The following is a 12,439-nucleotide window of genomic DNA, read 5'->3' as shown; positions in this document are numbered from 1 at the left end:
ATAACGAGCACAAGGAGTTTTTGCCATGACTAATAAAACACGGAAACAGCTGATTGATGATTACCTCCAAGAGCTTCCTGGTCCTGAATTGGGAAAAGAAGATTCTTTCTGGGCTAATGTCACACCTGTCGGACGTGAATTTGGCAGTAAGGATTATGAGCGCTTAGTTGAGCATGACCATCTGGTGCGCACTGCCAGGACATTATCCGATCCGGCCTCTCTGGCCCTACGCGTGTTCCTAGATGACGAACGTATCACGCCAGAAGGATGGGTACGCGTATATTGGCCAAACGAGGCAATTGACCTGCTAAAAACTAATGCGGTAGCCGAAATCAGCTTGGACCATGATCTGGGCAATGATGAACGTGGCACTGGTTATGATGTAGTGGTGTGGATAGAGGAAGCTGTCGCATTGCATGGCTTCAAGCCTCCCAAGATGGCCGTGCACTCTGCCAATTCTTCTGCTAGAGAAAAGATGGAAGCGGGAATCCGGGCAATTCAAGGACTACTTTAAATCTGGACTAAACTGGCTGAATTACGACCATTTCTTCAGTGATAGCAATTTCGGTTTTAAACGGGAATCTCAATGTCACCAAAAATTAGCCTGGCGCATGGACCAATTTTTCATTTATATATGAAAACATTTGAAGACGATAAGATTTATCTTGAATTGAGTAACGTACAATTTGAAGCTGGCCGTGATAAATATCAAATGACCGGAAACGCGATTGAAAGGGTGTTCATTTTGGTTAGCAGTTAGTAGCCGCATTGACGCGATAACTACTGGCAGAATCAACTTGAATTTGCACACATTGAGTGCCGTGTACGAAATAAGATTCATGGAGCACTCGCGTTTCTCTTATCTTGCATATGCTAAAAATCTTTGTTGACACTGAATTTACCGACTTTATTGATACACATCTTATCAGTATTGGACTTGCGTCAGCGTCCGGCGAAGAATTTTATGCAGAGGTGCCGTATCCTGAACAGGTGTGTAGTCCCTTCGTCCGCATGGTGGTGATTCCAATGTTGGGCATGATGGCGAACGCCGCCTGCAGTGCGGAAGAACTTCGAGGTCGTCTTCTGTCATGGTTGCATTTGGTCCGACCACGTGGGGCAGACATTGAAATCTGTTTTGACTACCAAACCGACTGGGATTTGTTCGCCGATGCCCTGGACTATCGGGTACCAAATTGGTGCCGTCCACGGCTAGTAGCGAATGAAATCAACGAATTACTGCGCTACGAATTCCACCAGAAGAACAGTCTGCCCGAGCATCACGCACTCTACGACGCACAGGCAAATCGCTATGCTTTCCGAGAACGCCCTTCGACAGATTCATAATGATACGACCTAAACGATGAAAAATTCCTGTCCCTTTTGCAGCATTGATGCAGATTGCATTATCAAAAAAATATCAATGGTTTTGTGACTAGAGACGGCTTTGCCATCTTACCTGGGCACACGTTGATCATTCCACATTAGCATATGGGTAGAGGAAGCTGTCGACTGCATGGCTTCAAGCCACCCAAGATGTCCGTGCATTCTGCCAACTCTTCCGCCAGGGTAAAGATGGAGGCAGGGATTCGGGCGATTGAGGAGAACGTTTTAATGTCAGAAAAGGTGCCGTCATCCGAGTCTTAACTGGGCCAGTATCGAGTGTGAATCAGCAGCGACCAAATTAGATGGTAGAGCATGCGGAATGCTCTATCGGAGTGCCGACCGGTCGTTGATCGACCAAGCACAGTTACCAGATCGTGAAAGAGCGTTTATTGAGTCTTTGGAGATTGTTCCAATTTCTTAGGAATTTCAAGGACCCGGGACAAATCAGCATGGGAACCATCCATCCAAATTTGTGATATCCAGAAGGAGTACGACGATGTCGACCAAAAGCAGCCTCGCCCATGGGCCTAATTTCCATTTGTACTCTGAAGCATTCCATGATGGGCATGTCTACTTGGAGCTAGAAGGTGCTCAGTTTGAGGTTTCCAATAATCGGGTAATGCTGTCCATTCCGGTGCCTGTCTGGGAAGTCATTCGGCGCTGTCCAGGTATGACATTTGACTACGCGGACAAGACGGATGCTGAACTACGCCACCACGTTGAGCGCGAAGTTGATGAGCGTCTGAAGCATTGCGCAGAGGCAAGCTACAATGCCAATGCTGCTACACCACTATACGGTTCAATCATTTATGGATCGGTCGATAGACAGCGGGAAGATCAGATCGTCTCAGGCATAGCGTATTTCAATAAAATCAGAACTCACCAACGCGAAGTTCTGCAGGCGATAACTGAGTTAGAGCGACTAAACATTGTGCCTTAGCCGATTGCAAGCCAGGTGATGAGCAAATCTAAAACACTATTGAGGGCAAAGAAAGAATGAAAAACAGACACATTGAAGAGTTAAAACGAAAGGCCAAGCTTCACCATAAAAATGCTCGTGACCGGCATTTTGAAAATGGCATCGTCGTTCGCCATGTATACGATATTGAAAATCCAGAAAAACTGTCCTGGTGGGACGATGTCTTATTTATTCTTAACGACTACCGGGTAAATGTTGCATGGACACATCCCCGCTATGTTTATAAAAGTATGGTAGACGAGAGTGCCTATAGTGCTCTTGCCAAGACAGAAAATCAAAGTAAGACGGATTTTATGGAAGGACACAGCCCAAATTATCGCAAAGTTGGGAAATCGCGCAAGAAAATCGTGTCCTATTCATCCATGCTTAGAAACGATGATGCTTACTTTGAAGCGCTGCGTGCAGAGCGGAGTCGCATTGCTTATGACCCAGATAATGCCATTATCATTACGCCTACCATTTCGGTCGATTGGTCAAATTGGTCGCGTTACGTCAGTATTTGTGCGCCTATCGAGATCCGTGGAGTTGAAGACTTACACGTCCTTGCCACGTTGACCAAGAGAATTTTGAAACGAGAAACATCTTTATCGCTGGAATTTCCCGGGTATGCTTACAGTCAGCAAAACTGGCATACCGAATTCACATTGAATGATCAGATTGGACTTTTGTCACATGCCGTCAAAATGTAAATTCCCTATCTCTGGCGCAGCAGAGCGCAGTCATGACATACGAGAAGAGCATGTGTCCGCATATGAGGCAGACAACGGCGAACTAACGTCCGGTCAGTTGGATCTAATCCGTCAGACCGTGATTCAGGGCGTTCATCGATCAGTAAAGTCAAATCTGTTTTACCACGAGTGAAACGTGCAAGCCAGGAGTATTCTGAAGAAATTCGAAGCTGACCTAACAACACTTGATTTCCATGTTACTTCAATCCTAGAGGGTAAGTATGCCAAGGCTAAAAAAAGAAGCCCCGCCTCAAGATAAGATCGAACAGGATTTCCTTGAAGCTATTGATAGGTTGAACAACGGCGAACCAAAGAACCGGCAACTTAAGGCGAGGATGCCAGCGTTGATATATCGGGCCTGCCTGCGGCGCCACGCCTTGCAACCACGCTGCCTTCACTGATGGCATTTCTGAAGCAAATTTAGTTTGTAGGTCGTTTTTTTATGTGCGGGGACCGGTAAGCGGACATTGGGCAAATCCTGACTCGAAACCGCCGCCGCAACCTAAATTTCGGCGCAACATAACCCGCGTAATGTTATGCACAACATTATTCTGGCTACAAAGCACTGTTTGGTCATGGCATCACCAAGCTAGCTTGTCTGGCGCATGCACGCCGTAAATTCTTTGATCTGCATGCAGCCAATCAACACCCGACGGCAGCCGAAGCACTGGGCCAAATACCGCACCACGACTGTTTGTCCACGCTGGCAGAACTTAGTTAATGAAAGCTATTCCAGCGAGATTTCTTCCTCCGAGTTTATTCGCATACTCCTGCTCACACTCCTGAAAATGGGAGACATACTCAAGTTGCTCATTAAGTTGGTCGACCCCTTTTTCAGCCGCTGCGATTCGCGTTTCCTGTTTGCCACGGTAGACGGCAAGGATATATAACTCAACATCGACCTGCAAATTACCGTTCTCATCGACAATGATGCCACGGGTCCAATGTGCTTTTGCTATGCTATCACCTCAAGCACTAATGATTGCCTTGATACGAGTACGATCTTCGTTGTCACGCGGAAGACCATTATGAAGATCAAACAAGAAATTAAGTGGAACATTGGCGGTTGTAGTTTCAACAATGATGACAATTCGTCGCTATAACCTTGCGCGGTAGTGGTGCCTGCGACATGGTTGTTTCGCACCATCTATTTCCGAATTCAATGAATACAATCGTCTCGTCAGTGCAACGCCAGGTGCTGGCATGAGCATACGAAAATGATGAGCAGGAACTGCGCGCCCCTTCATTGGCTATCGTCAACCTCGATTCCATTAGAGATTAATTCGGCCACTAACAGTTGACGAGCTCTGTCGAGTTTGTGTTGTACTTTGTCATCGGTCAAACACTCATTGATCGCTTCGATATTGAACGTACGCATATTACTGCTGAACAGTGCTTCACAACTTACCTTATCCCAACCTTCATAGAATCGGGCGAGGCCAAGGTAAAGTCGAATGACTTCGTTCTGGGTCAGTGCGGCAGGAGGAATATTCCTTAGATTTAGGTGTTTCAATAGCAATGACTTCAACTTTGGTAGCGCCAACGGTGATTTTGTCATGTCGATTGGTCCACTCGCCTTGTCCGCGAGTACTTTGGTCAGGCGGTTGACCATGGTTTGATCTTTAGGCGTCCAGGTTTCGGCAGTGCTCATTCCCAGACGCCCCAGTGCAGACTGCAAGATTGCACGAAGACCGGTGCCAGCAGCGCTGCCGACTCCCGGATGAAGCGTCGGGTCCCGTTTTGGACTACCTCCTGCCCGAAAAACCTCAAACGAGTAGTCCATCAATGTGAATGCGCGGCGATAGTCTACCGCAACACGGCTAAACGTCTCGAGGTCTTCCTTGCACAGAAAGACCCAGCGTTCAACATCGCGCTCGCCATACATTCGCGGCACATATGCACTTGCCCACGTCTTGAGATCATGGCAACTCTTAACTGAACTTGAGTCTTCTCCGACCCATTTGAAGTTGAAGTAGGCAAAGTAATTTTGGCTGCCGAGCACTTGTACGACGTACGCCGTATGTTCGCTTGGCCTGCCATCGTGCTCAAAGGCGGTCTCGCACCATGCCTGCTCATCATGCAGTCCATCTGCTGCAGACAACCTGCAATCGCTTGCGAAGGTCGAACGGCTCCAACCTGCGCGCTCCCGATCGGCAAGTTGGTCTAACAACCGTACAAAGGCGAGACGGTCTCCGTGGAAGACTCTGGTGCTATGACTCGCTACTTCAACACCGGTTTTGGTTGATTCGTTGATAGCTCCGCAGCCCTCTTGTGTTTTGCTGCCTCGACGTGATAGCCATGCGTATTCTCCCTCCTGGGAAGTTGAGTTGATGACGACGAGTAAATCGCCACTCGGGTGCTCGTCCAGGAAACTCCGTAGGTTTTTCGTTTCGCTGGGGTGCAAGACTGAAAGCTTTGACAAGTACATGTGTCCTCCTGGGCTAATTCTCATCACGGGGAAAGATAGCACGCATGGTCGCCAACGGACCTGCGTAAAGAATCTTTGGTGTGAATGTTCTTGAACGGCTCGATTCAGGCCACTCAGACATCATGCAGTCGCGCCCGGCGCGGTCTACTGCTCTCAGTATGGCGGACTGGGCTTGCGCAATTCGCTGCAATGCCAACAGGTGCGAGAAGACGCCATAGTCGCCGGAAAACAATGATCTACAACTACCAAAGCTGTGCTGATCTTCCAACGCGAGTTCTTCAAATGCGCAGAACAGCTGATCGAGAAAGTCGGAACTGAAAATGGCACCGCGGTGCAAACAGTCCTTGATAAACAACAACAGCGAAAGCGGGAATCCATTCCACTCGTCGCGAGTGGTTCGCAGTAGTCTCTCAGCGCATCCTGTAATAGACTCATTTACCAAAAATAGGATTAGACTCTCACGTCTGAGGGAATCGCCGTGTTGCGTATTCAGAAAGTGTTGCACCCACTGCTCGTCCGTCCTCACGATCGCGCTCAAGCGCATCGCAGCGAGGTAATCTCGCAGAAGTAGGTGTGACCAATGGATCGCATCCGCTTGTCGGTACATAAGTCCGGAGGATTGCAATCCGAAATTGATTACGGCCTGCGCTTTGCAAAGTGTGTCGTCGACACCGAGGCGTGATTCTTCGCGCACAGTACGGAATGCATCCTGGATTGCATGGTCGATCTCGTTGAGCCACTCTTCGACATGACCACCGCTGTCGCTGGGAGTTAAAGACCCAAGAGCGGCACTCCCAAGAACTTCCACAATATCAGCCGATGGCGCAGGCGCGTCCTTCCAACCCTCCCGCATCAACTCGAGGAATTGATTATAGATGCCGATAATCGTCGCGGGAAACTTTGTGGGGCGCCGCAAGAATAACGCCATTGCCAGGTTCAACAGTAAAGGTGTGTCCAGGCTGGCGATAAGTCCCGTTAATGTAGCTGTGGATTGAAACTCCTCGGAAAGAGAACCCAGCGTGCTATCGGCGAGGCGAGCCGAGTCCCCCTGGTCAAAAAACGGTAGTCTATAAACGGTACAGAGGCCATCCAGCAGGTCGCTCTTTGTGTCATACAGTGGACGCGTGGACAGTGCGACCAGATGGCCTTCATGTAGAAGTGCCCGCGCATCGGCGGCTACTTTCTTGAAAAACTGCTTGCGGCCCGTTGGACTCGAAACTTCATCGGCGCCATCGATCATGACCAAGCAACGGTAGCGTCCGTCTAGAAACAGCGTTTCGACGGCCTGAGCGTCCAAGGCCTTAATGGTGGCTACCGCTCCGTCGAGTCGCAAGCTCTCTGCAAAGTGTTCTGCTGGCGAATTACCACGCGCTGCAGCATAAGAGCGCGCCGTAACCAGGATGGGAACCAGTTGTTGCGGTAACGCCGAGTCACGGTCCGCATAACTGACCGCACGAGCCAATTCCGCTAACAGGCGCGATTTGCCAGTACCAGGTGCACCCACAATGATCATCAACTTTGGCTCGTGCGAAGCCAACTGCTGCCTCAAGAGTTCAACCGGCTCTACTGAGCAAGGAGCGGTGTCCGACAATTCTTCAATCAACGGAAATTTGTAGTCGACATCCAAGGCACTCCCGAACTCAGAAGATCCAATGTACTTCTGAAACGGCTCCCAACATTCCTCCCAAGGTTGGAGGAGCGCCTGTACTGCGGGCGGCGTTCCCACTGTAAGGACTGGGCAGAGTCGAAGCACGGATTCCGCTGGCGTAACGAAGCATCCTAGGGGCCAACGCCCTTCCCGGTCCGCTGTAGTCAAGGCCGTGACAACCCCCAGAACCTCCCCGGTCTCACGCAGCACACACGGGCCACCGCTAAACCCGCGGGCGATACTGTCGCCACGCACTACATACACCTCCGCACCAGTGGTTAGCTCTCGTGTCATGCCCACAAACTCGGCTTGGCCGGGCATGCCGAATTCTGGATTGTGAGCAGGGTAGCCCCATGCATCCACGAGCGCACCCAGGCGCGGCTTGCCTGCACCGAACGAGAGCGGTGCCGCACGCGCAGGTATGTCATCCACCAACTGAAGGATTGTTATGTCGTCTTGCTTTGACGTGGAACTCCATTGCCAGCACACCGTTGCCTTCAAGCAAACCGTTTCCACGTTGACCTCGGGTGAAAACCGCAATTCGACTAGCTGGTCACTATCGGCCAGGACGTCAAGCACGTGACTGCATGTCACCAGATACCCTTTTGGCAGGCAAAAAAACGCCGTTCCCGCCGTACTACCGTTGCTTGCTAGCACTCGTACAACTGAGGTATGCAGATCGCGGTACATTGTAGTAACCTAGCTAAGACAGGCTGCGGCAGCCGGTTAGCAAGAAAGCTAGACCGACTGGCGCGGGAAGAACTTCACGAGCGGAATACAAAGAGATCAATCGTCGAATTCGCAAATCGGAATAGTTCTGGAATTCAAACATCTAGACTCCTGGTGGTTTGACGGCGGAGGGCTTCCAAACCAGCTTCAAAGTGTAGTTCGCCTCGGCGCCGGCCTTGCCTACTGCAACGTTCCCGAGTTCGCCGGTAGCTTTCAAAGCGAAAGTAATCTCGACTTCTGTGGGCGGCGGCGAAATTTCCTGAACACCCCGGTGCAGTGCTTGGGCGTTATTGCGGATCGCCGCGGCCAGAGCGTCTTGCAAGGAAACACTCGCCGCACGAACAGCATCCCCTGCGCGGTCTATCAACCCTGCTCGCACGGGCGCGCCGAAACCGATGGCCGCTTCTTCTGCGGCGACTTCAACGAGCGTACGTGACCCGTCAGGGTTGTCGAAAGCGATGTATGTAGTCATATGCCTCCCGTGTTTAGGAAGTATTATGCTCCGTACAATGCAAATTTGTCTATGAAAACGTAGGTGTATTAGATTTCGACGTTCCCGCGAATACGAAATTTCAATAAAATCAAATACTTGGGGTTCCAGTATTTGCTGGGAGACCGATAAATTCGAGTTTTCCCTTAAGTACAATTTTGATCCGAGTGAGCCAATTCCTCTGTTTCATAGTAGCCACGCAAGATTTGTTCAAGAATCTGATTTGCTGACAATCAGAACACGTCTGCCCATGCCCGATAGTAGGCATTGATGTCGAGCGGAAGCCTCACAACTGGTTGCGGGTAACGATCCAGCGATCTTGTCATCGTGTCAAGCTAGATAACTCGTCTTGCTTGTGGATACTTTCTGCTGGTCGGGAACCTTGATAAAAGCCAGGCTGCCATGGCTGTTGGTGCGGTGCCCATCGTGGCGGTAAATCCCAGCATTCGAATACATTTCTTGATCTGTCTGCAAATAGCTCGTGGGTCACGGAACAGACTCAGACTGGCAGTAACGTCATGAGGACGCAGAAATCATCAGCGTAGGTAACTTCAGGTGCAAACCGCAATAGCGCCATCGCGATGGTGTTAAAGGCAATGTCTTCCTTGTGCAGATCACGATCAATCATGACTGCGTCGGGTACGGCTGCAGCAACTGCTGCTTCCCGGGTAGCGGTCAGGGCACGGTCTTGCTCCATCAAAACATAGGGGCCAGGCTCAGACCAGGATGGTCTGATTGCTGCCAGTGGCAAGTATCGCAGGTGCAGGCAAATCCACATGCGCATGATCGTGTTCCGTTGAGTTGTTGTGGCGACTGACAGGCATGTCATGCAGGTTAATGAAATGGATAAGGTCTGAATGTGGTCCTTGCCGCTTGACGATTTCCACATTGATACCCGCTCGCGCCGGTCGGAGGGCTAAACGAAGTGGTGCCGGAGAAGTATCTCTTTGCGCTGATATTGGGCGCATGAGAAAGAAATAAGTGTCGGTCGTCTGTGCTGCCAGGTTCAATCGACGCAAGGCTTCAGCGCGGATATTCGTTTGCCACAGCAGTACTGCACCACAGCTACCATTTTTCAAAATTTGCTCGGTTGTCCAAAGGGCATCGGCGGTGGTTTTGGCTTTGAGCCACATGAGCCGCTCGGCGGATAAATTCCAATTTTGACATGTCAGGCCATTGGGGGCATGGGGCGGCTGGATAAGGGCGATGCGCTGTGACCTGGCGATCGTTGCCAGAGCTGGCTTCAAGAGCTGCATTTCGCCTATGCCTGCTTGCTGGACTAATAGCTCAATCAAAGAAGAGCGTGGCCAACCATCGTTTGGCAACTCTGTATCCAAAGCTTTGAAGCCAGAGGAAAGCGTTGATGCTTTATAGACAGCCATCTCGCTCGCACGCCAGATGGCGTGTGGCATTTTGCCTAGCACGCTGGATAGATTTGGCGGGATTAGTGACTGGGCAATCATGATTTTGTTGCAGACGAAATAATTTTTGAATTAGCTAAATACTGAATGAATGTACAGTATATGCAAAAAAAAAAATTAAATGTCATCTTCATTTCCGATTGTTGATTTCTTGGAAATGGAGGCGGTTGGAGGGAGATTTTCCGCTATGCCAAGTTAACGGATCATTTTTGCAACTATTTAACAATTATTTAAATATCTAGCTTTATATGTAATTTATGTAAAAAAATAACAAGATATTATTCAATTAGTTACAACCCAATCCATTGCTTGCTCAGTTTTCTCGTCAGTGTGCGATTCTGATCACTGGTGCTCCACGCGTCGGAAAGAGGTTCTGCGTGCGCAGCATTGCAGCCACTTTTCAAAATCAGGGATATAGGGTTCGAGTTTGCGGTGACTTGGCCGAAGCGGATCGATTTCTGAATGAGCCTGTCACTGGTCACTATCATATTGATTAATCGGATCTTTATTTCTATTTTTGTGATTTAAAAAAAGGGGATGCATCTTGATCGAAATCGTACAGAACGTTAACTCTTCAGGGCTTTCCACAATAGCTTTGTTAAAGGCACAAATTGATGCAGGCAGTGACCATCTAGGAATGTTCATGCCACTTGCAATGGACGTTCTGCCTAAAATTAAATCAGATCACTTCTCTGTTGCTGATGTACAAGATTTAATATTGAAAGAGCATGGAATCAAAGTGCCGCAACAAACAATAACTTCCTTGTTACGAAGAGCTATATCCAAAGGAAATTTAAGACGCGAGTCAGGGAGATATTGGAAGACAAGCACGGAATATAATTCAGCCGAGAATATCGTAAGCGATAAGGCAGCGATAAGCATTGAACAGAACCGATTAGCTGAACAGCTACTGAAGCATGCAGCTCTTCGTGGATTAGTACTTGAGAATACCGATGCTGCTCTAGACGCACTAATTGACTTTATCAAACGTGCCCATGTTAGTTTGCTGCTGAACGAACCAATCCAACCAAATAACTTTACCCATAAGGATGACATTTTAGCTGGCATTGTCGCTGAATTCGTGTCAACAATAGTTGCCAATGATTTGGCGCTCTCGATAGTATTGAAGAGAATGCTTGAAGGTCTAGTTCTATATCATGCTGCATTTAGCAATAACGTTAACCCGAATCAAAAAACGTTTAAGAATTTGACTGTAGTTTTCGACAGCACCTTGGTTCGTCAAGCAATTGGCTATGAAGGGGACGCAGCAAATATTCTTATGCGAGAAACAATAGACGTCCTCAAAACTGTTGGCGCAGAATGCATTGTGTTTGACAAAACCATTGAAGAAATACACAGAATCCTGGCAATGTATCAAGAGAAGCTCGCCACGCAGAATGGGCGATCCTCATTAAAACAAGTGCCAATGGCACGTCATTTTCTCACAAAACGCTACACCCCAGGCGACGTCGTACAGATGGCAGCACTTCTTGAAACTGATATCAAATCCATCGGCCTTCGCATTCGCACACTTCCTTCACGTGTTCCAGCATATACATACAACGAATCAGCTTTGGCCCTCAGATTTGCAAACCAAATTCGTCAAGACGAGCAAGAGCCTAGAGTCGTACATGACGTGGATTGTGTCGCAGGCGTACTGATTCTACGTAAAGGAAAAAGGTCCATGCGGATCGAGGAAACCAACGCAATTTTTGCGACGACATCCCCTCTTGTTATAAAAAATGGTTCTGCCTGGTGGCAGGATGATGAACACGAATCGGGAATCGAGCCAATTGCTCATATTCGTGCGCTAGCAAATATAGCATGGCTAAAGAGACCAAACCTAAATGTGGATTTCAAATTGCGGGAGCTTATCAGCTTGTGTGCCGCAACAATGCGTCCATCCCAATCAACCTGGGATAGATTTTTAAAGCATTTGAAAGTCCTACAAGATGAAAAGCGGATAACGACAGACGAAGCGACATCACTCGTTATTTCAACATTATCGGACAAATTGCTCAGGGATGCCGAATTGCAAAACGAAGGATCAGACGAAATCGATGCTTCCACATTGAATGAGATTGTCGAACGAGTTAGTGCAACCTATAGAGAGAGCGCAGAAAAACTTATCGATGAACAAAGTGCAGTTCATGACAAAGAAAAAGAATTGTTGCTTCTACAAATGAAAGAAGTGATTCAACGTGCCGACACTGCTGAGCACGCAGCGGACGAGCTTAGAAGAGAAAGTGAGTTTAGAAAAGAACGAAAGGTACGATTTTGGGCGCGAATCATTCGACATCTTGTAACTGCCGTACCAACAATTCTTGTGCTATTGGGAGCCATAGAAATATTTCGTGGACACCATTTGCCAGATGGATTAACCAAGTATTTTGTTGGGGCAGCAATTCTTGTATTTTTGCTTTTGGAAATTGTAGGTGTTCTGCGACACGTAACTGAATTTGGTACATGGGTTGAATCCAAAGTGACCAAGATACTTAGAGATTATTGAGATGGAAAGTAGAGGAAGCGTCCTGCTATTCGATGGGAAAATCATTATTAATAAAATGCATTGGGTCAAACTTAATCTGACAGCAAAATCAGAATGACGGACCATGACCATGCAACGGCTGTAT

12 protein-coding genes and 2 pseudogenes are annotated in these 12,439 nt (G+C 48.4%); 7 read left to right on the top strand and 7 right to left on the bottom strand.

The window, feature by feature from the left end:
* Positions 1-25: 25 nt before the first annotated feature.
* The 6 genes and pseudogenes from H8L32_RS28210 to H8L32_RS21500 all read left to right on the top strand — a co-directional run.
* The gene (locus H8L32_RS28210) at positions 26-514 is read left to right on the top strand and encodes a cyclic-phosphate processing receiver domain-containing protein (protein ID WP_329605214.1); all 489 of its coding nucleotides are present in this window, start codon (positions 26-28) and stop codon (positions 512-514) included.
* A 72-nt stretch (positions 515-586) separates the two neighbouring features.
* Positions 587-760 carry a hypothetical protein gene (locus H8L32_RS21520; protein ID WP_186949325.1) on the top strand — a complete coding sequence of 58 codons (174 nt, stop codon included), beginning with the start codon at positions 587-589 and terminating at the stop codon, positions 758-760.
* Between the two features lie 110 nt (positions 761-870).
* On the top strand, positions 871-1,344 hold the full coding sequence (locus H8L32_RS21515; protein WP_186949324.1) for a 3'-5' exoribonuclease: 474 nt from the start codon (positions 871-873) through the stop codon (positions 1,342-1,344).
* A gap of 535 nt (positions 1,345-1,879) precedes the next feature.
* Positions 1,880-2,323: a hypothetical protein gene (locus H8L32_RS21510; RefSeq protein WP_186949323.1), complete on the top strand. Its 444-nt coding sequence runs from the start codon at positions 1,880-1,882 to the stop codon at positions 2,321-2,323.
* Positions 2,324-2,379: 56 nt separating this feature from the next.
* The gene (locus H8L32_RS21505; protein WP_186949322.1) at positions 2,380-3,051 is read left to right on the top strand and encodes a hypothetical protein; all 672 of its coding nucleotides are present in this window, start codon (positions 2,380-2,382) and stop codon (positions 3,049-3,051) included.
* A gap of 586 nt (positions 3,052-3,637) precedes the next feature.
* A pseudogene (locus tag H8L32_RS21500) lies at positions 3,638-3,769 on the top strand (IS66 family transposase); the annotation flags it as partial.
* 564 nt (positions 3,770-4,333) lie between these two features.
* On the opposite strand, the gene H8L32_RS21490 reads toward H8L32_RS21500, so the two are convergent.
* The 7 genes and pseudogenes from H8L32_RS21490 to imuA all read right to left on the bottom strand — a co-directional run bounded on the left by H8L32_RS21490 (position 4,334) and on the right by imuA (position 9,848).
* Entirely contained in the window at positions 4,334-5,518 is a 1,185-nt protein-coding gene (locus H8L32_RS21490) for a hypothetical protein (protein ID WP_186949320.1), read from the bottom strand.
* Positions 5,519-5,531: 13 nt separating this feature from the next.
* Complete coding sequence (locus tag H8L32_RS21485; RefSeq protein WP_230412348.1) at positions 5,532-7,145, bottom strand: NACHT domain-containing protein; 1,614 nt, start codon at positions 7,143-7,145, stop codon at positions 5,532-5,534.
* 210 nt (positions 7,146-7,355) lie between these two features.
* Positions 7,356-7,856, bottom strand: a pseudogene (locus H8L32_RS28380) (S1 family peptidase); the annotation flags it as partial.
* 142 nt (positions 7,857-7,998) lie between these two features.
* Positions 7,999-8,367 (bottom strand): CU044_2847 family protein, encoded by a 369-nt coding sequence (locus H8L32_RS21480; RefSeq protein ID WP_186949318.1) that lies wholly within the window; start codon positions 8,365-8,367, stop codon positions 7,999-8,001.
* Positions 8,368-8,720: 353 nt separating this feature from the next.
* Complete coding sequence (locus H8L32_RS28375; RefSeq protein ID WP_408058960.1) at positions 8,721-8,849, bottom strand: hypothetical protein; 129 nt, start codon at positions 8,847-8,849, stop codon at positions 8,721-8,723.
* Between the two features lie 35 nt (positions 8,850-8,884).
* A complete protein-coding gene (locus H8L32_RS21475) occupies positions 8,885-9,082 on the bottom strand; it encodes a hypothetical protein (RefSeq protein ID WP_186949317.1) in 198 nt (65 codons plus the stop codon).
* Between the two features lie 19 nt (positions 9,083-9,101).
* Positions 9,102-9,848 carry a translesion DNA synthesis-associated protein ImuA gene (gene imuA, locus H8L32_RS21470; RefSeq protein WP_186949316.1) on the bottom strand — a complete coding sequence of 249 codons (747 nt, stop codon included), beginning with the start codon at positions 9,846-9,848 and terminating at the stop codon, positions 9,102-9,104.
* Between the two features lie 502 nt (positions 9,849-10,350).
* On the opposite strand from imuA, the gene H8L32_RS21465 reads away from it, so the two are divergent.
* On the top strand, positions 10,351-12,315 hold the full coding sequence (locus tag H8L32_RS21465) for a hypothetical protein (RefSeq protein ID WP_186949315.1): 1,965 nt from the start codon (positions 10,351-10,353) through the stop codon (positions 12,313-12,315).
* The last annotated feature ends 124 nt before the right edge of the window (positions 12,316-12,439 follow it).

The organism is Undibacterium hunanense, assembly GCF_014284335.1.
Classification (GTDB): domain Bacteria; phylum Pseudomonadota; class Gammaproteobacteria; order Burkholderiales; family Burkholderiaceae_D; genus Undibacterium; species Undibacterium hunanense.
The sequence above is the reverse complement of the archived record's forward strand: the minus strand, read 5'-3'. Positions and strand labels throughout refer to the sequence as shown.